This window comes from Mesobacillus subterraneus, from assembly GCF_020524355.2.
Classification (GTDB): Bacteria; Bacillota; Bacilli; order Bacillales; family Cytobacillaceae; genus Mesobacillus; species Mesobacillus subterraneus_C.
The window spans coordinates 4246857-4266027 of sequence record NZ_CP129019.1 but is presented as its reverse complement, the minus strand read 5'-3'; the positions used below and the strand labels follow the sequence as shown (position 1 = coordinate 4266027).

The following is a 19171-nucleotide window of genomic DNA, read 5'->3' as shown; positions in this document are numbered from 1 at the left end:
GATTATGTGCGATTAAAAGGAAACTAAGCGAGTTTATCATTACATTAAAATGTTTAGCAGACAAAGTAGAAGCAAAAGTGTGTATCGTTCCGTTTATTTCACTTTCAACAGTTTCAATGTAGCCAGTTAATCAGCCATCAACTTCAGTGATTGAACAAGGTGTTCACTTACTACTCCGCACGCATTTATGATATCCTCACCTAAAGATCAGATCAGTTTCTTCTATAATATATGCACACTCTAACACACTGCATGATATTCCACTGAATTTATGACCTTGCGGAGGAAAGGAATATTTTTCTCTGCGTCCAAATAGTTAGAAATCTTCTCACGCACTTGTAAAATCTCCGCGCGCCCGCTATAATAGTAAAAGTGTGTTAAACATAATTAAAAAGCGGAATACTTCTTGCATTTGGGTTATGTTTTATGTATAATAGACAATGTTGGTCTTTGACTGCGATGATGCGAAAGGTTGCTGACACACCCGGCCGCTTTGCCATGGCGAGTGTGTGGGAAATTTTCGCGGAGAATGTCTATTTTAAAATAGGCGAAAAGGAGGGAAAGTAATGGCAAAACAAAAAATTCGTATCCGTTTGAAAGCTTATGATCACAGGATTCTTGATCAATCCGCAGAGAAGATTGTTGAAACTGCGAAACGTTCTGGTGCGGCGGTGTCTGGTCCAATCCCACTACCTACAGAAAAGTCAATCTACACAATTCTTCGTGCGGTGCATAAGTACAAGGATTCACGTGAGCAGTTCGAAATGCGTACGCATAAACGTCTGATTGATATCATCAATCCGACTCCGCAAACGGTCGATTCACTAATGCGTTTAGACCTGCCATCAGGTGTAGATATCGAAATCAAACTTTAATAAATAAACATTATAATTCACAGGAGGTGTGACTGAAATGACCAAAGGAATCTTAGGAAGAAAGATCGGTATGACTCAAGTATTTGCTGAAAATGGCGACCTTATCCCGGTTACTGTGGTAGAAGCTTCTCCAAACGTAGTGCTTCAAGTGAAATCTGCTGAAACAGATGGTTACGAAGCAATCCAGCTTGGCTTTGAAGACAAGCGCGAAAAGCTTTCTAACAAACCTGAAAAAGTCCACGTTTCAAAAGCAAACACTGCTCCTAAGCGCTTCGTAAAGGAATTCAACGGAGTCGATGTAGCAGGATATGAAGTTGGTCAGGAAGTCAAAGTTGATATTTTCGCAGAAGGCGATATCGTAGATGTTACAGGAATCTCAAAGGGTAAAGGTTTCCAGGGTGCTATCAAGCGTCACGGACAATCTCGCGGACCAATGGCTCACGGTTCTCGTTACCACCGCCGCCCTGGTTCAATGGGTCCTGTTGCTCCAAACCGCGTATTCAAAGGTAAATTACTACCTGGACGTATGGGTGGAGAGCAAATCACTGTTCAAAACCTGCAAATCGTTAAAATTGACACAGAGCGTAACCTTCTTCTAATCAAAGGAAACGTTCCTGGTGCTAGAAAAGCCCTTCTAAAAATCAAAGGTGCTGTAAAAGCTAAGTAATTTTTACAGGAAAGGAGGAAACAAGAATGCCTAAAGTAGCATTATTAAACCAAGCTGGTTCACAAGTTGGAGAAATCGAACTTAACGATTCAGTATTTGGTATTGAGCCTAACAACCACGTAATGTTCGAAGCTGTTGTAATGCAGAGAGCTTCATTACGTCAAGGAACTCATAAAACTAAAATTCGTTCTGAAGTAGCGGGCGGTGGACGTAAGCCGTGGAAACAAAAAGGAACTGGACGCGCGCGTCAAGGTTCAATCCGTTCTCCACAATGGCGCGGTGGCGGTACTGTTTTCGGACCAGTTCCACGCAGTTACAGCTATAAATTGCCTAAGAAAGTTCGTCGTTTAGCAATCAAATCTGCTTTATCATCAAAAGTACAATCTGAAAACATCCTTGTTCTTGAAAGCCTTGCTTTTGAAGCTCCAAAGACAAAGGAATTCAAAACTGTACTTAGCGGTCTTTCCGTTAACACGAAAGCCTTGATCGTTACAGCAGGTCTTGAAGAGAACGTAGCACTTTCAGCACGTAACATTCCTGGAGTAACTGTTGTTACTGCTGATGGAATTAACGTATTGGATGTTCTAAATCATGATAAGCTGATCATGACAAAAGCAGCTGTTGAAAAAGTAGAGGAGGTGCTTGCATAATGGATGCACGCGATATCATTAAGCGCCCCGTTATTACAGAACGTTCTTCTGACCTAATGGCTGAGAAGAAATACACTTTCGAAGTTGATACTAGAGCTAACAAGACTCAAGTTAAAGATGCTATTCAAACTATTTTCGGCGTAAAAGTTGAAAAAGTTAACATCATGAACTACAAAGGTAAGTTCAAGCGTATGGGCAAGTTCGGCGGTTACACAAATAAGCGTCGTAAAGCAATCGTTAAACTTACTCAAGACAGCAAAGAAATCGAATTCTTCGAAGTATAATAATCCAATAAGAAGAGGAGGGAAACGAAATGGCGATTAAAAAGTACAAACCTACCTCCAACGGTCGTCGTAATATGACAGCATCTGATTTTGCTGAAATTACAACTGACAAGCCGGAAAAATCCTTGCTTGCTCCGTTGCACAGAAAAGGCGGTCGTAACAACCAGGGTAAGTTAACTGTTCGTCATCAAGGTGGCGGTCATAAGCGTCAGTACAGAATCATCGACTTTAAACGTACAAAAGATGGCATTCCAGGACGCGTTGCCACAATTGAGTATGATCCAAACCGTTCAGCAAACATTGCGTTAATTAATTATGTAGATGGTGAAAAGAAGTATATCCTAGCTCCTAAAAACCTAGTAGTAGGTATGGAAGTTATGTCTGGCCCAACAGCTGACATTAAAGTAGGTAACGCTCTTCCACTAGCTAACATTCCAGTTGGTACAGTAGTACACAACATCGAGTTGAAGCCTGGTAAAGGCGGACAATTAGTTCGTTCTGCTGGAACTTCTGCACAGGTTCTTGGTAAAGAAGGTAAATATGTATTGATTCGTTTGAACTCAGGCGAAGTACGTATGATTCTTGCTGAGTGCCGTGCGACTGTAGGTCAAGTTGGTAACGAACAACACGAATTGATCAACATCGGTAAAGCAGGTCGTTCACGCTGGTTAGGCAAGCGCCCAACAGTTCGTGGATCTGTAATGAACCCTAACGATCACCCACACGGCGGTGGTGAAGGACGCTCTCCAATCGGACGTAAATCACCAATGTCACCATGGGGCAAGCCGACTCTTGGATTCAAGACTCGCAAAAAGAAAAACAAATCCGACAAGTTTATTGTACGTCGTCGTAAAAAATAACGGGATTGATCTACGGTTCGCGGGAACCGTAGCGCAATCACGAAGGGAGGTTCAATCATGGGTCGCAGCTTAAAAAAAGGACCTTTTGTTGATGAGCACTTAATCACAAAGATCGAAAAGTTAAATGAAACTGAAGGCAAGAAGGTTGTTAAAACTTGGTCTCGCCGTTCAACGATCTTCCCACAATTCATCGGACACACTATTGCTGTCTACGATGGTCGCAAACATGTACCTGTTTATGTCACTGAAGACATGGTAGGCCACAAGCTTGGAGAATTCGCTCCAACTCGTACTTACAAAGGTCATGGTAATGACGATAAGAAAACAAGACGTTAATGAGAGGAGGGCATCCAAATGCAAGCTAAAGCTGTTGCAAGAACAGTTCGTATTGCTCCTCGTAAAGCTCGCTTAGTTCTAGATTTAATTCGAGGAAAGCAAGTTGGTGAAGCAGTTGCTATTTTAAACCTTACCCCAAAAGCAGCTTCTCCAATCGTAGAAAAAGTGTTGAAGTCTGCATTGGCGAATGCAGAGCACAACTATGAGATGGATGTTAATAACCTTGTCGTATCGGAAGCTTACGCTAACGAAGGACCAACGTTGAAACGTTTCCGTCCACGTGCTATGGGACGTGCAAGTGCTATTAACAAACGTACTAGCCACATTACAATCGTTTTATCAGAAAAGAAGGAGGGATAATCAGTGGGTCAAAAAGTAAATCCAGTCGGTTTGCGTGTCGGAATCATCCGTGATTGGGAATCAAAATGGTACGCAGGCAAAGACTACGCTGATCTTTTACACGAAGACCTTAAGGTTCGTGAGTACATCACTAAGCGTTTACGCGATGCATCTCTTTCTAAAGTAGAAATCGAGCGCGCTGCAAACCGCTTGAATGTAACTGTTCACACTGCGAAGCCAGGAATGGTTATCGGTAAGGGTGGTACAGAAGTTGAAGCACTTCGTAAAGCGCTAAACGAACTGACAGGCAAACGTGTTCATATAAACATTCTTGAAATCAAAAAAGCTGATATCGATGCGAAATTGGTTGCTGAAAACATTGCACGCCAATTGGAAAACCGTGTATCTTTCCGTCGCGCACAAAAGCAAGTTATCCAACGTGCAATGCGTGCTGGTGCTAAAGGTATCAAGACAATGGTCTCCGGACGTCTTGGCGGTGCAGACATCGCTCGTTCAGAACAATACAGCGAAGGAACAGTTCCACTTCATACTCTTCGTGCCGATATCGATTATGCTACTGCTGAAGCAGATACAACTTACGGTAAGCTAGGCGTTAAAGTATGGATTTATCGTGGAGAGGTCCTTCCTACGAAGAAGAAAACTGAGGAAGGAGGCAAATAATATGTTATTGCCTAAACGCGTTAAATATCGCCGTCAACACCGTGGCAAGATGCGCGGTCAAGCTAAAGGCGGTACTGAAGTAAACTTCGGTGAATTCGGTTTACAAGCTCTTGAAGCTTCTTGGATCACAAACCGTCAAATCGAATCTGCCCGTATTGCAATGACTCGTTACATGAAACGTGGCGGTAAAGTCTGGATTAAGATTTTCCCTCATAAGCCATATACTGCAAAGCCTCTAGAAGTCCGAATGGGTTCTGGTAAAGGTGCTCCTGAAGGTTGGGTAGCAGTTGTTAAACCAGGCAAAGTAATGTTCGAAGTTGCTGGCGTATCTGAAGAGATCGCACGCGAAGCATTACGCCTTGCATCACACAAGCTTCCTGTAAAGTGCAAGTTTGTTAAACGAGAAGAAATTGGTGGTGAATCTAATGAAAGCTAATGACATTCGTGACCTTACCACTGCTGAAATTGAACAAAAAGTTAAATCATTAAAAGAAGAGCTATTCAACCTGCGCTTTCAATTAGCGACTGGACAACTTGAAAACACAGCTCGCATTCGTGAAGTACGCAAAGCGATTGCTCGCATGAAAACTGTAATTCGTGAACGAGAGATCGGCGTTAACAGATAATTGAGAGGAGGTTCTCACAATGAGTGAACGCAACCAACGCAAAGTTTATACTGGACGCGTAGTATCTGACAAGATGGACAAAACTGTTACTGTTCTTGTAGAAACTTACAAAAAGCATCCTTTATACGGCAAGCGTGTAAAATACTCTAAGAAATTCAAAGCTCATGATGAGCAAAACGAAGCAAAAATCGGCGACGTAGTACGTATCATGGAAACTCGTCCGCTATCTGCCACAAAACGCTTCCGTCTTGTAGAAGTGGTGGAAAAAGCTGTTATTATCTAATTGTTCGGATTAAGGTTTATTCCGAAGGGAGGTTACTCGCATGATCCAACAGGAAACACGTTTAAAAGTTGCTGATAATTCAGGTGCACGTGAGGTTCTTACTATTAAGGTTCTTGGCGGTTCTGGCCGTAAGACTGCAAATATCGGAGACGTTATCGTTTGCACAGTGAAACAAGCAACACCAGGTGGCGTTGTTAAAAAAGGTGACGTTGTCAGAGCAGTTATCGTTCGTACAAAAACTGGTATGCGCCGTACTGACGGTTCATACATCAAATTTGACGAGAATGCTTGTGTAATCATCCGTGACGATAAGAGTCCTCGTGGTACTCGTATCTTCGGACCAGTTGCACGTGAGCTTCGTGATAACAACTTCATGAAGATCGTTTCATTAGCTCCAGAAGTACTATAATCTATTTCAAATGCCTTTAAGGAGGTGCACACAGATGCATGTAAAAAAAGGTGACAAAGTAATGGTCATCTCTGGTAAGGACAAAGGCAAAACAGGGATCATCCTTGAAGCTTTTCCAAAGCAAAGCCGAGTTCTTGTAGAAGGAATCAACATCGTGAAAAAACACGCTAAGCCTTCTCAAGTAAATCCACAAGGTGGAATCTTGAACCAGGAAGCACCTATCCATGTATCAAACGTAATGCCTGTAGATCCGAAGTCTGGCAAGCCAACCCGAGTTGGTTACACTGTCGAGAACGGCAAAAAGGTACGCGTTGCTAAACAATCCGGTGAAGTTCTAGATAAATAGTCTATTGAAGAAGGGAGGTACAATCGATGAACCGCCTAAAAGAAAAGTTCAACAATGAAATTACTCCTGCTCTTATGAGCAAGTTTAACTATAAGTCAATCATGGAAGTTCCTAAACTTGAAAAGATCGTAATCAACATGGGTGTAGGTGACGCTGTTGCCAACGCTAAAGCTCTTGATGTTGCAGTTGAGGAATTAGCTACGATCACTGGTCAAAAGCCAGTTGTGACTCGTGCTAAGAAATCAATCGCTGGTTTCCGCCTTCGTGAAGGTATGCCAATCGGTGCGAAAGTAACTCTTCGCGGTGAGCGCATGTACGAATTCATCGACAAGTTAATTTCAGTATCTTTACCACGTGTACGTGACTTCCGCGGTATTTCGAAGAAGTCTTTCGACGGACGCGGTAACTACACACTTGGTGTTAAAGAACAGTTAATCTTCCCTGAAATTGATTACGATAAAGTAAATAAAGTACGTGGCATGGACATTGTTATTGTAACGACTGCTAACACTGATGAAGAAGCTCGTGAACTATTAACACAATTCGGAATGCCATTTCAAAAGTAATCTCTAATAAGAGGGAGGCGAAAACGTGGCTAAGAAATCAATGATTGCGAAACAAAAACGCACGCCTAAATATAAAGTACAAGAGTACACTCGCTGTGAGCGCTGCGGCCGTCCGCACTCTGTATACCGCAAATTTAAGCTTTGCCGTATTTGTTTCCGTGAATTAGCATACAAAGGACAAATTCCTGGTGTGAAAAAAGCTAGCTGGTAAAACTGAAAGCTCTGGAAGGAGGTAAATTAAATGGTCATGACAGATCCGATTGCAGATTTGCTAACTCGTATTCGTAATGCGAATATGGTTCGTCACGAAAAATTAGAAGTACCTGCTTCTAACATTAAAAAAGAAATCGCTGAGATCCTTAAGCGTGAAGGTTTCGTGCGTGACGTTGAATATATCGAAGACAATAAGCAAGGTATCATCCGTATCTTCTTGAAGTACGGTTCAAACAACGAGCGTGTTATCACTGGTCTTAAGAGAATCAGTAAGCCAGGACTTCGCGTTTATGCAAAATCTACTGAAGTACCACGTGTACTTAACGGTTTAGGTATTGCTCTAGTTTCAACTTCAAACGGCGTTTTAACTGACAAAGAAGCTCGCGCTAAGCAAGTGGGCGGAGAAGTTCTAGCATACGTTTGGTAATAGATTTTTCTGAATGAATGGAGGTGCAACAAATGTCACGCGTAGGTAAAAAACCAATTGAAATTCCAGCTGGTGTTACTGTTACTCTTGATAATAATCATGTAACAGTAAAAGGACCAAAAGGTGAATTGTCTCGTACTTTTCACTCTGACATCGAAATCAAGATCGAAGAGAACGTAATCAACATCGCTCGTCCAACTGATAACAAAGAACATCGTGCATTGCACGGTACGACTCGTGCGGTTCTTGCTAACATGGTTGAGGGTGTATCTAAAGGATTCGAAAGAGGTCTTGAGCTAGTAGGTGTCGGTTACCGTGCAGCTAAGCAAGGTAACAAGCTTGTACTTAACGTAGGATACTCTCATCCAGTTGAAATCGAGGCAGAAAAAGGCCTTGAAATCGAAGTTCCTTCTAATACGAAAATCGTTATTAAAGGTACTGATAAAGAGCGTGTTGGCGCATTGGCTGCTAACATCCGTGACGTACGTCCACCAGAGCCTTACAAAGGCAAAGGTATTCGTTATGAAGGCGAATATGTACGCCGCAAAGAAGGTAAAACAGGTAAGTAATGCCGCATAGGTTAACGAAAGGAGTGACGTAAATGATTACGAAGGCTGATAAAAACGCTACTCGCCGTAAAAGACACGGTCGTGTCCGTGCGAAACTTAGCGGAACTGAAGCTCGTCCTCGTCTAAATGTGTTCCGTTCTAACAAGCACATTTATGCTCAACTAATCGACGATGTAAAGGGAGTAACTCTAGCGAGTGCTTCTACTTTAGATAAAGAAATTAATGTTGAAGGCAACAACCTTGAAGCAGCAAAGCAAATCGGTGAATTGATCGCTAAGCGTGCTGTGGAAAAAGGTTATAAGTCAGTAGTATTTGACCGTGGCGGATACCTCTATCATAGCCGCATCCAGGCACTAGCTGATGCTGCCCGCGAAAACGGCTTAGAATTTTAATAAAAAAAGGAGGGACATACAAAGATGCGTCGTATTGATCCAAACAAACTTGAACTTGAAGAACGCGTAGTTACGATTAACCGTGTTGCTAAAGTTGTTAAAGGTGGACGCCGTTTCCGTTTTTCTGCTCTTGTAGTAGTAGGAGATAAAAACGGTAATGTCGGGATGGGTACTGGTAAAGCACAAGAAGTACCTGAAGCGATTCGCAAAGCTATCGAAGATGCGAAGAAGAACCTAATCCAAGTACCTATGGTTGGTACTACAATTCCACACCAGGTTATCGGACACTTTGGTGCTGGTGAAATCCTTCTGAAGCCTGCTTCTGAAGGTACAGGAGTTATCGCTGGCGGACCAGTTCGTGCGGTACTAGAATTAGCAGGTGTTGCTGACATTCTGTCTAAGTCACTTGGAACTAACACTCCAATCAACATGGTTCGTGCAACTCTTGAAGGTCTATCTCAACTTAAGCGTGCAGAGGAAGTAGCGAAGCTTCGCGGTAAATCTGTGGAAGAACTTTTAGGTTAAGGAGGGAAATCAAATGGCTAACAAATTAGAAATTACCCTCACTCGCAGCCTGATCGGCCGTCCGCAAGATCAGCGCGAAACAGTTAAGGCTCTTGGCTTACGTAAAATGAACCAAACAGTTGAGCAACAAGATAATGCAGCAATCCGCGGCATGATCAACAAAGTTTCTCACCTTGTAACTGTAAACGAAAAATAATTTATCCTTTTTAAAATAAGGAGGTGCCAACATGAAACTTCATGAATTAAAACCTGCAGAAGGTTCCCGTAAAGAACGTAAACGTCTAGGACGTGGTATCGGTTCTGGTCAAGGTAAAACTGCTGGTAAAGGTCATAAAGGTCAAAACGCTCGTTCTGGCGGCGGTGTACGCCCTGGTTTTGAAGGTGGTCAAACTCCTTTATTCCGACGCTTGCCGAAACGCGGTTTCACGAACATCAACCGCAAAGAGTACGCAGTCGTTAACCTTGATGCTTTGAACGTATTCGAAGATGGAACTGAAGTGACTCCAGAACTTTTAATTGAGACAGGTCTTGTCAGGAAAGAATTAGCGGGTATTAAAGTACTTGCTAAAGGAAGCCTTGAAAAGAAACTAACTGTTAAAGCTCATAAGTTCTCCTCTGCAGCCGAAGAAGCGATCAAAGCTGCCGGCGGTCAAACTGAGGTGATTTAATGTTCCAGACAATCTCCAATTTTATGCGCGTGGGTGAAATTAGAAATAAAATTCTCTTCACCCTTTTAATGTTGATTGTATTTCGTCTCGGTACATTTATTCCTGTACCGAACGTAAATGCAGATATTTTAAAAGCACAGGATGACATGAGTGTCTTCGGAGTGCTGAATACTTTCGGTGGCGGTGCGCTGCAGAACTTCTCCATCTTCGCGATGGGAATCATGCCGTACATCACCGCTTCAATCATCATCCAGCTCTTGCAGATGGATGTTGTGCCAAAGTTTACCGAATGGTCCAAACAAGGAGAAGTCGGACGCCGTAAATTAGCTCAGTTTACCCGCTATTTCACGATCGTTCTTGGTTTTATCCAGGCACTAGGTATGTCTTATGGCTTTAACAATATGGCAGGCGGATTATTGATCCAGAATGCCGGTATCGCTACTTACCTGCTGATTGCTACGGTCTTGACTGCCGGAACTGCATTTCTAATGTGGCTCGGCGAGCAAATCACTGCAAAAGGCGTAGGGAACGGTATTTCAATCATTATCTTTGCAGGTATCGTTGCTGGTATTCCGACAATGGTCAACCAGATTTATGCACAGCAGTTCTCTGATGCTGGGGACGCATTGTTCCTGCGCATTGTGACTATGTTGCTTATTCTATTGGCTGTTATTGCAATCGTTGTGGGTGTTATTTTCATCCAGCAGGCAACACGTAAGATACCAATTCAATACGCTAAACGCATGAGCGCAGGAAACAACGCGGTTGGCGGCCAGAACACTCACCTTCCTTTGAAAGTGAATGCTGCTGGTGTCATCCCGGTCATCTTTGCGATTTCGTTTATCGTTACGCCTCCGACAATCGCTCAGTTCTTCGGCACAAATGATGTGACACTTTGGATTCAGAAGACGTTTGATTATACACAGCCGATCGGTATGATCGTCTATGTGGCATTGATCATTGCGTTCACGTATTTCTATGCGTTCATCCAGGTGAATCCTGAACAGGTTGCCGAAAACCTGAAGAAGCAAGGTGGATATGTCCCAGGCATCCGGCCGGGCAAAAACACACAGGAGTACCTGACTAGGGTTCTTTACCGCCTGACATTCGTCGGCGCGATTTTCCTTTCAGTAATCTCTGTGCTGCCAGTATTTTTCATTCAATTTGCTGGTCTGCCTCAATCCGTGCAGATTGGCGGAACAAGCTTGCTGATCGTAGTCGGCGTTGCGCTTGAAACGATGAAGCAGCTTGAAGCTCAGCTTGTAAAACGCCATTATAAAGGCTTTATAAAATAAGATTTAGGGGACTCATTAGTTCCCTGATTCTTTAATAGAGACTGAGGGGGGAAATCTTGTGAATTTGGTTCTGATGGGGCTTCCGGGTGCCGGGAAGGGCACGCAAGCCGATAAAATTGTTGGTAAGTACAACATCCCTCATATCTCAACAGGAGATATGTTCCGTGCAGCTATCAAAGAAGGAACGGAACTTGGATTACAGGCAAAATCATTTATGGACAAAGGAGAGCTAGTTCCTGATGAAGTTACAATCGGGATTGTCCGTGAACGCTTAAGCAAAGCTGACTGTGAAAAAGGATTCCTCTTGGATGGATTCCCACGCACAGTAGCCCAAGCTGAAGCTCTGGACACTATGCTTGCTGATCTTGGAAAGAAAATTGATTTTGTCATTAACATTGATGTTGATCAAAGCATCTTAATGGAACGTCTGACAGGACGCAGGATTTGTAAGAACTGCGGCGCTACCTACCACCTTGTGTTCAACCCTCCTGCAAAGGAAGGCGTGTGTGACCGTTGTGGCGGCGAGCTTTACCAGCGCGCTGATGATAATGCCGAAACTGTTCAAAACCGTCTGGATGTAAATGTCCAGCAAACAAAGCCTCTGTTGAACTTCTATGAAGATAAAGGCTACCTACGCAATATTAACGGTCAGCAAGACATTAATGTCGTTTTTGCTGATATCGAAGGATTGCTTGGGGGCTTAAATTAATGATCGTTTGTAAAACCTCTCGTGAAATAGAGATTATGCGAGAAGCAGGTCGCATTGTAGCGATGACTCACCAGGAGTTGAAAAAGCATATTGCTCCTGGCATTACAACTAAAGAATTGGATGCCATTGCCGAGGATTTCATCCGCAAACAAGGTGCAAGTCCTTCTTTTAAAGGTTATAATGGTTTTCGCGGCAGCATCTGTGCATCTGTTAATAACGAACTAGTTCACGGGATACCTGGCGAACGGGTTCTGAAAGATGGGGACATCATCAGTATCGATATCGGAGCAAAGTACAACGGATACCACGGGGACTCTGCATGGACTTACCCGGTAGGAAAGATTGATGAGCAAGCCCAGCGTCTATTGGACGTGACTGAAGAGTCGTTGTTCACAGGCTTGAAAGAAGCCAAGCCAGGGGAACGTCTTTCGAACATCTCCCATGCGATTCAAACGTATGTGGAATCAGAAGGCTTTTCTATTGTTCGTGAGTATGTCGGCCATGGAATTGGGCAAGAATTGCATGAGGACCCGCAAATTCCTCATTACGGACCTCCTAACAGAGGACCTAGGCTGAAGCCTGGTATGGTTCTATGCATAGAACCGATGGTGAATGCAGGAAGCCGCTATGTTAATACGTTAGCCGATGATTGGACTGTTGTAACGGTTGACGGTAAAATGTGTGCCCATTTTGAGCATACAATCGCAATCACAGAGACTGGTTATGAGATTTTAACCAAAGTCTGATTACAGTGATTGACCGTCTGGATCTGTTTTTAGTCTTTAAATAGGCGGAAATGTGATTTCTATGCGGACGGGATGCCAGCTTTATGTTATAATCATAAGGTTGAGTTTTTCTCAATGATATTCTCAATTACTTGCTGCTTAGAACGTGTCACAAATAGGAAGCTACATTCCGTCAACGCGGAGTATTTGATTTAATACGATTTGAATAAAGAAGGGAGACCAGTTTATGGCGAAAGATGATGTAATTGAAATTGAAGGCACAGTATTAGAAACTTTGCCTAATGCAATGTTTAAGGTAGAATTAGAGAATGGTCATACAGTGTTGGCTCATGTTTCCGGCAAAATCAGAATGCACTTCATTCGGATCCTGCCTGGAGATAAAGTAACAGTTGAGCTTTCTCCATATGATTTGACTCGCGGAAGAATTACTTACCGCTTTAAATAAACCGTGACTCCGTACTATCAAGGAGGTTAGAGTAATGAAAGTGAGACCATCTGTTAAGCCGATTTGCGAAAAATGTAAAGTTATTCGCAGAAAAGGCAAAGTTATGGTGATCTGTGAAAACCCTAAACATAAACAAAAACAAGGATAATTTTAAAGGAGGTGCGCATCTAGATGGCACGTATTGCTGGTGTAGATATTCCACGTGAAAAGCGTGTAGTTATTGCTTTAACATACATTTACGGAATCGGCAGACCAACTGCTGAGAAGGTTCTAGCTGAAGCTGGTGTTACTGAAGACACTCGTGTTCGCGATCTTACTGAAGAAGAACTTAACAAAATCCGTGATATCATTGACAAGTTAAAGGTTGAAGGTGACCTTCGCCGTGAAATCTCATTAAACATCAAGCGTCTAATGGAGATTGGTTCATATCGTGGCTTGCGTCATCGTCGTGGCTTGCCTGTTCGCGGTCAAAACACGAAGAACAACGCACGTACTCGTAAAGGCCCACGTAAGACTGTAGCTAACAAGAAAAAATAATCCGTAAAGGAGGGTAACATTTAAATGGCTCGTAAAACTAATACACGCAAACGCCGCGTCAAAAAGAATATTGAAAGTGGAGTTGCGCATATTCGTTCAACTTTCAACAATACTATCGTAACAATTACAGACGTACATGGTAATGCATTATCATGGTCTAGTGCAGGTGCGCTTGGTTTCAAGGGTTCACGTAAATCCACTCCATTCGCAGCACAAATGGCAGCAGAAACTGCGGCTAAAACTTCAATGGAACATGGTTTGAAAACACTTGAGGTTACTGTTAAGGGACCAGGTGCTGGCCGTGAAGCAGCAATCCGTGCTCTTCAAGCAGCAGGTCTTGAAGTTACAGCAATTAAAGATGTAACTCCAGTTCCACATAACGGTTGCCGCCCGCCAAAACGTCGCCGTGTTTAATTTTTCTGTATAGAATTTGTAGTCCTGTCTATAATGGGATATGATACAAATATTTTCTAGGTATACAGAAATCTTTAATCCAGTTGTTGTGCACAAACGGGAACGTATACATGGGGGAATTTCGGTAAGGTAAAGAACCTGCCGGGGTTTCGACGTTTTGAAGGAGGGTATATTTGATGATCGAAATAGAAAAACCAAAAATCGAAACGGTTGAGATCAGCGATGATGCCAAGTACGGCAAGTTTGTCGTAGAACCGCTTGAGCGTGGATATGGTACAACTTTGGGTAACTCCTTACGTCGTATCCTATTATCCTCACTCCCAGGTGCAGCTGTCACATCGATTCAAATCGATGGAGTACTTCATGAGTTCTCAACAATTGAAGGCGTCGTAGAAGATGTAACATCAATCATTCTAAACGTTAAGAAATTAGCGTTGAAAATCTACTCTGATGAAGAGAAGACACTTGAAATCGATTTACAGGGCGAGGGTCCAGTGACTGCAGCTGCAATCACGCATGATAGTGATGTTGAAATCCTTAATCCGGATCTTCATATCGCTACTCTTTCTAGCAAAGGTTCATTGCGTATGCGCCTGACTGCAAGAAGAGGCCGCGGATACAATCCTGCTGACCAAAATAAGCGGGAAGACCAGCCGATCGGTGTCATTCCTATCGACTCAATCTATACACCGGTTTCACGCGTATCTTATCAAGTAGAAAACACTCGCGTAGGGCAAATGACGAACTATGACAAGCTGGTATTTGACGTATGGACAGATGGCAGCACAGGTCCTAAGGAAGCAATTGCACTAGGTTCTAAAATCCTGACTGAGCACTTGAACATTTTTGTCGGCTTGACTGATGAAGCTCAAAATGCTGAGATCATGGTAGAGAAAGAAGAAGACCAAAAAGAAAAAGTTCTGGAAATGACAATTGAGGAACTCGATCTTTCTGTTCGTTCATATAACTGCTTAAAGCGTGCCGGTATCAACACTGTCCAGGAGCTTGCTCACAAGACAGAGGAAGATATGATGAAGGTTCGCAACCTAGGCAGAAAATCACTAGAAGAAGTAAAAGCAAAACTAGAAGAGCTAGGCTTAGGCTTACGCAAAGATGACTAGTTAATGCAGATTAACTAGGCATTTTGCTGTCAGTACTAATACTGCCGGCTTATGACTTCAACAAAGGAGGGAAACACTCATGGGATACAGAAAGTTAGGACGCACAAGTGCCCAGCGTAAAGCAATGCTACGTGACTTAACAACTGATTTGATTATCAATGAGCGTATTGAAACTACTGAAACACGTGCGAAAGAGCTTCGTTCAGTTGTTGAGAAAATGATTACTCTTGGAAAGCGCGGAGACCTTCATGCTCGCCGTCAAGCATCTGCTTGGGTTCGTAACGAAGTTGCAAACGCTGAAACAAACCAGGATGCAGTTCAAAAACTATTCGCTGACATCGCTCCACGCTATGCAGAGCGCCAAGGTGGATACACTCGTATTATGAAACTTGGACCACGTCGCGGTGACGGTGCGCCAATGGTAATTATCGAGTTAGTTTAATACCCCATTAAACACTCAAACAAGGGCGATGGACAGTTTATACAAACTTGTTTCATCCCCTTTTTTTGCTATATAGGGTCAATTTCTTTTAAAACTAAAAAAGCAGCACAAGCCAAAAACGAGCGTTATGATGCGCAGGCCATTGGGAAAGAAGAGTTCACTGGCCCCATCGGCCGGTTACTTCAGGACTCTCCTGAATCGGTTATCGATAGTTGCTTCATCTATTGATAATCGGAGCTGTTCTGCCTGTCTCGTCTAGCTCATGTACTTCTCCCCCCGGTCCTAATAGGACCTGCAGTTTGCGGATCGCTTCCGCCTGGGGAGAGGTGCAGGCTTTTTTTTATATGCAACGAATTTTTATATTATAAAAAAGTAAATACAAAGAGAAGAGCCAGTTAAGAAGAGTTGAGAGGAGGGCGGAGATGAATAAACCCTTAGTTAGAATAGAAAATGTATCTTTCAGTTATGAAGGGCAGCAGACTCCCGCATTAAAAGACATCAGTTTTGATATTTTTGAAGGAGAATGGCTGGCGATTGTCGGGCATAACGGTTCTGGCAAATCCACACTTGCAAAACTATTGAATGGCCTTCAATTTCCGCAGCAAGGTTCGATTGAGGTTTGCGAAGTCACTTTGTCAGAGGATACAGTATGGGATGTAAGAGAAAATGTAGGAATGGTTTTTCAAAATCCTGATAACCAGTTTGTAGGAACAACGGTTCGGGATGATGTGGCTTTTGGTCTGGAAAATCACGGTATACCTAGAGAAACAATGGTAGAGCGCGTGCAGACTTCACTTGATAAAGTCAATATGGGAACCTTTCTAAATCAAGAGCCGCACCATCTGTCTGGCGGCCAAAAACAGCGCGTTGCCATTGCTGGTGTGCTGGCACTGCAGCCGTCGATCATTATATTGGATGAAGCAACATCCATGCTTGACCCAAGAGGCCGTGCAGAGGTAATCAAAACGATCCGTGAGTTGAAGGATCGTGAAAACATAACGGTCGTATCAATCACCCATGACCTTGAAGAAGCAGCAAAAGCGGACAGGATCATCGTCATGAACAAAGGGGAGCTATACCGTGAAGGAACTCCCGAGGAAATTTTTGAAATGGATGAAGAGCTGATTAATCTGGGTCTGGATATTCCCTTCCCTGTAAAAATGAGCAAAATCATGCGTGAAAAAGGAATTGAACTTACGAAATCATATTTGACAGAAGAAGAGCTGGTGACGGAATTATGGACATCTCACTCAAAAATGTAGAATATCGTTACCAGGCTGATTCCCCATTCGAGCGTCTCGCGATTTCAGATGTATCGATCGATGTACCTTCAGGAACGTACCTGGCCATTATTGGTCATACAGGATCAGGCAAGTCAACTGTGCTGCAGCACTTGAATGCTCTTTTGAAGCCGACAAAAGGCTCTGTTCTGATCGGCAGCAGGGAAATCAAGGCTGGACGGAAAGAGAAGAACTTGAAGGGTGTCCGCCAGAAGGTGGGGATTGTCTTTCAGTTCCCGGAACATCAGTTATTCGAGGAAACTGTCGAAAAGGATATCATGTTTGGTCCGATGAATTTTGGCGTTACGGAGAAAGAAGCGAAGTCACGGGCAAAAGCCGCAATCAACCTGGTCGGTTTACCCGAAGAAATCCTTGAAAAATCACCGTTCGATCTTTCAGGCGGACAAATGCGCCGTGTAGCCATTGCCGGAGTTCTGGCAATGGAGCCGGAGGTCATCGTATTGGACGAGCCAACTGCAGGTTTGGATCCACGAGGACGGAAAGAAATCATGGACTTATTTTATTCCCTTCATAAAAAAAGAAATTTATCTACTGTTCTTGTTACCCACAGTATGGAAGATGCTGCCCGCTATGCGGATGATATCGTTGTCATGCACCATGGAAAAGTTTTTACAAAAGGCACGCCTGAACAGATTTTCTCAAATCCCAAGGCTTTGATGGAATTGGGGCTGGATGTACCGGAAGTAGTTGGCTTGCAGTTGAGGATCGAAGAAGCCTTCAATACTAAGTTTAGCAAAATCAGCCTTTCCGAGGATGAACTCGCCGAAATGGTGGCAGAGTTTCTGGAAGGGGGCGTTCCAAAATGATGGAGAAAATGATTTTTGGTCGTTATGTGCCTGGAGACTCTATCCTTCATCGGATGGACCCGCGTTCCAAGCTGATCATCGTATTCCTTTTCGTGATAGTCGTATTTATCGCGAACAATGTGATGACGTACGGAGTGTTAGCTGCTTATACGCTTATTATGGTCGGACTCTCGAGGATCCCGCTTAGGTTTTTATATGGCGGGCTCAAGCCAGTATTTTTTCTGGTGATTTTCACGTTCCTGCTCCATATCTTCATGACAAAAGAAGGCGATGTCATCTTCGAGTTGGGATGGCTGCAAATATATGAAGAAGGTCTCAGGCAAGGTATCTTCATTTCATTGAGGTTCCTGCTGCTGATTTTGATCACGTCACTATTGACCCTGACTACTACGCCAATCGAAATCACTGATGGACTGGAGACATTGCTGAATCCTTTGAAGAAATTTAAATTCCCCGTCCATGAGCTGGCGTTGATGATGTCGATTTCGCTTAGATTCATTCCGACGCTCATGCAGGAAACAGACAAAATCATGAAGGCTCAAACGGCCAGGGGAGTAGAGTATAACAGCGGTCCGATCAAAGACCGAATCAAAGCGATTGTTCCATTGCTGATTCCCTTGTTCATCAGTTCGTTCAAGCGGGCGGAGGAACTGGCGGTCGCAATGGAAGCAAGAGGCTACAAGGGCGGCGAAGGACGCACGAAATACCGCCAGCTGAACTGGGGTATGCCGGATACTATGATGATTTTATTCCTGGCTACTGTCACGGTTCTATTATTCGTTTTAAGAGGGTAATCACTATGCCGCGAATCAAATGCACAATTTCATACGATGGCACAGGTTTTTCTGGCTACCAGGTTCAGCCAGGAAAAAGGACTGTCCAGGGTGAGCTGGAAAAGACCCTTGAAAGGCTGAACAAGGGTACAAGCATCAGGGTCAATGCGTCAGGCCGTACAGACGCAGGAGTCCATGCCCGCGGTCAGGTCATCCATTTTGACACAACGCTTGAAATTGAGCCTGCCAGGTGGCTAAAAGCGCTTAATTCATTATTACCTGATGAAATTGCCGTTCTTTCAGTAGATATAGCGGAATCCGATTTCCATGCACGCTTTGATGCCGTCGGCAAGGAGTACCGTTATTTCTTGCTGCTGTCAAAGCATCGGAACCCTTTCCAGCGCAACTATGCTTACCAATTCCAGTATGAACTCGATCTTGAGGCAATGAGAGAAGCTAGCAAACAGTTGTTAGGGACACATGACTTCACTAGTTTTTGCTCAGCCAGAACAGAAGTAGAGGACAGGGTAAGAACCTTGAAGGAAATCGATTTTTACGAGGAGAACGGTCTGCTGGTATTAAGGTTTGTCGGTGATGGCTTTCTGTACAATATGGTAAGAATCCTGGTTGGGACATTACTGGAGGTCGGGGCAGGCAGGAGAGCACCAAACAGCATGCTGCAGCTGCTTGAGGACATGGACCGTACCAGGGCGGGCAAGACTGCCCCTGGACATGGACTGTACTTGTGGAAGGTCTTTTATAACGAAAAAGAGTTAGCAATTCGAAAATAAATTTTAAAAAAATGATATGACAACTAATCCTGGTGTTGACAATCTCTCAACCACAGGTTAAGATATCATATGTAT

Annotated in this window: 34 protein-coding genes; all 34 read left to right on the top strand. The window is 43.5% G+C overall.

The window, feature by feature from the left end:
* Positions 1-566 precede the first annotated feature (566 nt).
* The 34 genes from rpsJ (at position 567) to truA (ending at position 19096) form a co-directional block, all read left to right on the top strand.
* On the top strand, positions 567-875 hold the full coding sequence (rpsJ, locus tag LC048_RS22300) for a 30S ribosomal protein S10 (RefSeq protein WP_009791329.1): 309 nt from the start codon (positions 567-569) through the stop codon (positions 873-875).
* Between the two features lie 37 nt (positions 876-912).
* Entirely contained in the window at positions 913-1542 is a 630-nt protein-coding gene (gene rplC / locus LC048_RS22295) for a 50S ribosomal protein L3 (RefSeq protein ID WP_306048819.1), read from the top strand.
* A gap of 26 nt (positions 1543-1568) precedes the next feature.
* Positions 1569-2192, top strand: coding sequence for a 50S ribosomal protein L4 (gene rplD / locus LC048_RS22290; protein WP_102264856.1), 624 nt, complete (start codon positions 1569-1571; stop codon positions 2190-2192).
* Entirely contained in the window at positions 2192-2476 is a 285-nt protein-coding gene (gene rplW, locus LC048_RS22285; RefSeq protein WP_144481260.1) for a 50S ribosomal protein L23, read from the top strand. The genes rplD and rplW overlap by 1 nt, the downstream gene beginning before the upstream one ends.
* 29 nt (positions 2477-2505) lie before the next feature.
* Entirely contained in the window at positions 2506-3336 is an 831-nt protein-coding gene (gene rplB / locus LC048_RS22280) for a 50S ribosomal protein L2 (RefSeq protein WP_102264858.1), read from the top strand.
* A gap of 57 nt (positions 3337-3393) precedes the next feature.
* On the top strand, positions 3394-3672 hold the full coding sequence (gene rpsS / locus LC048_RS22275; RefSeq protein ID WP_044393904.1) for a 30S ribosomal protein S19: 279 nt from the start codon (positions 3394-3396) through the stop codon (positions 3670-3672).
* A gap of 18 nt (positions 3673-3690) precedes the next feature.
* Positions 3691-4032: a 50S ribosomal protein L22 gene (rplV, locus tag LC048_RS22270; protein ID WP_079504264.1), complete on the top strand. Its 342-nt coding sequence runs from the start codon at positions 3691-3693 to the stop codon at positions 4030-4032.
* A 3-nt stretch (positions 4033-4035) separates the two neighbouring features.
* Complete coding sequence (gene rpsC, locus LC048_RS22265) at positions 4036-4692, top strand: 30S ribosomal protein S3 (RefSeq protein ID WP_079504263.1); 657 nt, start codon at positions 4036-4038, stop codon at positions 4690-4692.
* A gap of 1 nt (position 4693) precedes the next feature.
* Positions 4694-5128: a 50S ribosomal protein L16 gene (gene rplP, locus LC048_RS22260; RefSeq protein ID WP_102264859.1), complete on the top strand. Its 435-nt coding sequence runs from the start codon at positions 4694-4696 to the stop codon at positions 5126-5128.
* On the top strand, positions 5118-5318 hold the full coding sequence (gene rpmC / locus LC048_RS22255) for a 50S ribosomal protein L29 (RefSeq protein WP_023626422.1): 201 nt from the start codon (positions 5118-5120) through the stop codon (positions 5316-5318). The genes rplP and rpmC overlap by 11 nt, the downstream gene beginning before the upstream one ends.
* A gap of 19 nt (positions 5319-5337) precedes the next feature.
* The gene (gene rpsQ / locus LC048_RS22250) at positions 5338-5601 is read left to right on the top strand and encodes a 30S ribosomal protein S17 (RefSeq protein WP_023626421.1); all 264 of its coding nucleotides are present in this window, start codon (positions 5338-5340) and stop codon (positions 5599-5601) included.
* Positions 5602-5641: 40 nt separating this feature from the next.
* Positions 5642-6010, top strand: coding sequence for a 50S ribosomal protein L14 (gene rplN / locus LC048_RS22245; protein ID WP_023626420.1), 369 nt, complete (start codon positions 5642-5644; stop codon positions 6008-6010).
* A gap of 34 nt (positions 6011-6044) precedes the next feature.
* Positions 6045-6356 carry a 50S ribosomal protein L24 gene (gene rplX, locus LC048_RS22240; RefSeq protein ID WP_102264860.1) on the top strand — a complete coding sequence of 104 codons (312 nt, stop codon included), beginning with the start codon at positions 6045-6047 and terminating at the stop codon, positions 6354-6356.
* 26 nt (positions 6357-6382) lie between these two features.
* Entirely contained in the window at positions 6383-6922 is a 540-nt protein-coding gene (gene rplE, locus LC048_RS22235) for a 50S ribosomal protein L5 (protein WP_041966519.1), read from the top strand.
* Positions 6923-6947: 25 nt separating this feature from the next.
* Positions 6948-7133 carry a 30S ribosomal protein S14 gene (rpsN, locus tag LC048_RS22230; RefSeq protein WP_009499044.1) on the top strand — a complete coding sequence of 62 codons (186 nt, stop codon included), beginning with the start codon at positions 6948-6950 and terminating at the stop codon, positions 7131-7133.
* 30 nt (positions 7134-7163) lie between these two features.
* On the top strand, positions 7164-7562 hold the full coding sequence (rpsH, locus tag LC048_RS22225; protein WP_102264861.1) for a 30S ribosomal protein S8: 399 nt from the start codon (positions 7164-7166) through the stop codon (positions 7560-7562).
* 32 nt (positions 7563-7594) lie between these two features.
* A complete protein-coding gene (rplF, locus tag LC048_RS22220; RefSeq protein WP_102264862.1) occupies positions 7595-8131 on the top strand; it encodes a 50S ribosomal protein L6 in 537 nt (178 codons plus the stop codon).
* Positions 8132-8163: 32 nt separating this feature from the next.
* A complete protein-coding gene (gene rplR / locus LC048_RS22215) occupies positions 8164-8523 on the top strand; it encodes a 50S ribosomal protein L18 (protein ID WP_306048812.1) in 360 nt (119 codons plus the stop codon).
* 24 nt (positions 8524-8547) lie between these two features.
* A complete protein-coding gene (gene rpsE, locus LC048_RS22210) occupies positions 8548-9048 on the top strand; it encodes a 30S ribosomal protein S5 (protein WP_102264864.1) in 501 nt (166 codons plus the stop codon).
* 13 nt (positions 9049-9061) lie between these two features.
* Positions 9062-9244 carry a 50S ribosomal protein L30 gene (gene rpmD, locus LC048_RS22205; protein WP_023626413.1) on the top strand — a complete coding sequence of 61 codons (183 nt, stop codon included), beginning with the start codon at positions 9062-9064 and terminating at the stop codon, positions 9242-9244.
* Positions 9245-9275: 31 nt separating this feature from the next.
* Positions 9276-9716, top strand: a complete 441-nt coding sequence (gene rplO, locus LC048_RS22200) for a 50S ribosomal protein L15 (RefSeq protein WP_041966516.1) — start codon at positions 9276-9278, stop codon at positions 9714-9716.
* The gene (secY, locus tag LC048_RS22195; RefSeq protein WP_226606628.1) at positions 9716-11011 is read left to right on the top strand and encodes a preprotein translocase subunit SecY; all 1296 of its coding nucleotides are present in this window, start codon (positions 9716-9718) and stop codon (positions 11009-11011) included. The genes rplO and secY overlap by 1 nt, the downstream gene beginning before the upstream one ends.
* Before the next feature lie 58 nt (positions 11012-11069).
* Complete coding sequence (locus tag LC048_RS22190; RefSeq protein ID WP_226606624.1) at positions 11070-11720, top strand: adenylate kinase; 651 nt, start codon at positions 11070-11072, stop codon at positions 11718-11720.
* Entirely contained in the window at positions 11720-12466 is a 747-nt protein-coding gene (gene map, locus LC048_RS22185) for a type I methionyl aminopeptidase (RefSeq protein WP_226606622.1), read from the top strand. The genes LC048_RS22190 and map overlap by 1 nt, the downstream gene beginning before the upstream one ends.
* 226 nt (positions 12467-12692) lie before the next feature.
* Positions 12693-12911, top strand: a complete 219-nt coding sequence (gene infA, locus LC048_RS22180) for a translation initiation factor IF-1 (RefSeq protein ID WP_019157108.1) — start codon at positions 12693-12695, stop codon at positions 12909-12911.
* A gap of 34 nt (positions 12912-12945) precedes the next feature.
* Positions 12946-13059, top strand: coding sequence for a 50S ribosomal protein L36 (gene rpmJ, locus LC048_RS22175; protein WP_003156543.1), 114 nt, complete (start codon positions 12946-12948; stop codon positions 13057-13059).
* A gap of 23 nt (positions 13060-13082) precedes the next feature.
* On the top strand, positions 13083-13448 hold the full coding sequence (rpsM, locus tag LC048_RS22170) for a 30S ribosomal protein S13 (RefSeq protein ID WP_226606619.1): 366 nt from the start codon (positions 13083-13085) through the stop codon (positions 13446-13448).
* Positions 13449-13472: 24 nt separating this feature from the next.
* Positions 13473-13862 (top strand): 30S ribosomal protein S11, encoded by a 390-nt coding sequence (gene rpsK, locus LC048_RS22165; protein ID WP_023626407.1) that lies wholly within the window; start codon positions 13473-13475, stop codon positions 13860-13862.
* A gap of 176 nt (positions 13863-14038) precedes the next feature.
* Positions 14039-14983, top strand: a complete 945-nt coding sequence (locus LC048_RS22160; protein WP_102264870.1) for a DNA-directed RNA polymerase subunit alpha — start codon at positions 14039-14041, stop codon at positions 14981-14983.
* 79 nt (positions 14984-15062) lie between these two features.
* On the top strand, positions 15063-15425 hold the full coding sequence (gene rplQ / locus LC048_RS22155) for a 50S ribosomal protein L17 (RefSeq protein ID WP_041966509.1): 363 nt from the start codon (positions 15063-15065) through the stop codon (positions 15423-15425).
* 422 nt (positions 15426-15847) lie between these two features.
* Positions 15848-16687, top strand: coding sequence for an energy-coupling factor ABC transporter ATP-binding protein (locus tag LC048_RS22150; RefSeq protein ID WP_226606615.1), 840 nt, complete (start codon positions 15848-15850; stop codon positions 16685-16687).
* Positions 16663-17532, top strand: coding sequence for an energy-coupling factor ABC transporter ATP-binding protein (locus LC048_RS22145; RefSeq protein ID WP_226606612.1), 870 nt, complete (start codon positions 16663-16665; stop codon positions 17530-17532). Before LC048_RS22150 ends, LC048_RS22145 begins: the two co-directional genes overlap by 25 nt.
* Positions 17529-18326, top strand: a complete 798-nt coding sequence (cbiQ, locus tag LC048_RS22140) for a cobalt ECF transporter T component CbiQ (protein WP_226606609.1) — start codon at positions 17529-17531, stop codon at positions 18324-18326. Before LC048_RS22145 ends, cbiQ begins: the two co-directional genes overlap by 4 nt.
* 5 nt (positions 18327-18331) lie before the next feature.
* Complete coding sequence (gene truA, locus LC048_RS22135) at positions 18332-19096, top strand: tRNA pseudouridine(38-40) synthase TruA (protein ID WP_226606606.1); 765 nt, start codon at positions 18332-18334, stop codon at positions 19094-19096.
* Positions 19097-19171: the final 75 nt, after the last annotated feature.

Coding starts and splice junctions, on each gene's coding strand:
- rpsJ (WP_009791329.1), top strand. CDS start 567: ATGGCAAAACAAAAAATTCGTATCCGTTTGAAAGCTTATGATCACAGG.
- rplC (WP_306048819.1), top strand. CDS start 913: ATGACCAAAGGAATCTTAGGAAGAAAGATCGGTATGACTCAAGTATTT.
- rplD (WP_102264856.1), top strand. CDS start 1,569: ATGCCTAAAGTAGCATTATTAAACCAAGCTGGTTCACAAGTTGGAGAA.
- rplW (WP_144481260.1), top strand. CDS start 2,192: ATGGATGCACGCGATATCATTAAGCGCCCCGTTATTACAGAACGTTCT.
- rplB (WP_102264858.1), top strand. CDS start 2,506: ATGGCGATTAAAAAGTACAAACCTACCTCCAACGGTCGTCGTAATATG.
- rpsS (WP_044393904.1), top strand. CDS start 3,394: ATGGGTCGCAGCTTAAAAAAAGGACCTTTTGTTGATGAGCACTTAATC.
- rplV (WP_079504264.1), top strand. CDS start 3,691: ATGCAAGCTAAAGCTGTTGCAAGAACAGTTCGTATTGCTCCTCGTAAA.
- rplP (WP_102264859.1), top strand. CDS start 4,694: ATGTTATTGCCTAAACGCGTTAAATATCGCCGTCAACACCGTGGCAAG.
- rpmC (WP_023626422.1), top strand. CDS start 5,118: ATGAAAGCTAATGACATTCGTGACCTTACCACTGCTGAAATTGAACAA.
- rpsQ (WP_023626421.1), top strand. CDS start 5,338: ATGAGTGAACGCAACCAACGCAAAGTTTATACTGGACGCGTAGTATCT.
- rplN (WP_023626420.1), top strand. CDS start 5,642: ATGATCCAACAGGAAACACGTTTAAAAGTTGCTGATAATTCAGGTGCA.
- rplX (WP_102264860.1), top strand. CDS start 6,045: ATGCATGTAAAAAAAGGTGACAAAGTAATGGTCATCTCTGGTAAGGAC.
- rplE (WP_041966519.1), top strand. CDS start 6,383: ATGAACCGCCTAAAAGAAAAGTTCAACAATGAAATTACTCCTGCTCTT.
- rpsH (WP_102264861.1), top strand. CDS start 7,164: ATGGTCATGACAGATCCGATTGCAGATTTGCTAACTCGTATTCGTAAT.
- rplF (WP_102264862.1), top strand. CDS start 7,595: ATGTCACGCGTAGGTAAAAAACCAATTGAAATTCCAGCTGGTGTTACT.
- rplR (WP_306048812.1), top strand. CDS start 8,164: ATGATTACGAAGGCTGATAAAAACGCTACTCGCCGTAAAAGACACGGT.
- rpsE (WP_102264864.1), top strand. CDS start 8,548: ATGCGTCGTATTGATCCAAACAAACTTGAACTTGAAGAACGCGTAGTT.
- rpmD (WP_023626413.1), top strand. CDS start 9,062: ATGGCTAACAAATTAGAAATTACCCTCACTCGCAGCCTGATCGGCCGT.
- rplO (WP_041966516.1), top strand. CDS start 9,276: ATGAAACTTCATGAATTAAAACCTGCAGAAGGTTCCCGTAAAGAACGT.
- secY (WP_226606628.1), top strand. CDS start 9,716: ATGTTCCAGACAATCTCCAATTTTATGCGCGTGGGTGAAATTAGAAAT.
- map (WP_226606622.1), top strand. CDS start 11,720: ATGATCGTTTGTAAAACCTCTCGTGAAATAGAGATTATGCGAGAAGCA.
- infA (WP_019157108.1), top strand. CDS start 12,693: ATGGCGAAAGATGATGTAATTGAAATTGAAGGCACAGTATTAGAAACT.
- rpmJ (WP_003156543.1), top strand. CDS start 12,946: ATGAAAGTGAGACCATCTGTTAAGCCGATTTGCGAAAAATGTAAAGTT.
- rpsM (WP_226606619.1), top strand. CDS start 13,083: ATGGCACGTATTGCTGGTGTAGATATTCCACGTGAAAAGCGTGTAGTT.
- rpsK (WP_023626407.1), top strand. CDS start 13,473: ATGGCTCGTAAAACTAATACACGCAAACGCCGCGTCAAAAAGAATATT.
- LC048_RS22160 (WP_102264870.1), top strand. CDS start 14,039: ATGATCGAAATAGAAAAACCAAAAATCGAAACGGTTGAGATCAGCGAT.
- rplQ (WP_041966509.1), top strand. CDS start 15,063: ATGGGATACAGAAAGTTAGGACGCACAAGTGCCCAGCGTAAAGCAATG.
- LC048_RS22150 (WP_226606615.1), top strand. CDS start 15,848: ATGAATAAACCCTTAGTTAGAATAGAAAATGTATCTTTCAGTTATGAA.
- LC048_RS22145 (WP_226606612.1), top strand. CDS start 16,663: ATGGACATCTCACTCAAAAATGTAGAATATCGTTACCAGGCTGATTCC.
- cbiQ (WP_226606609.1), top strand. CDS start 17,529: ATGATGGAGAAAATGATTTTTGGTCGTTATGTGCCTGGAGACTCTATC.
- truA (WP_226606606.1), top strand. CDS start 18,332: ATGCCGCGAATCAAATGCACAATTTCATACGATGGCACAGGTTTTTCT.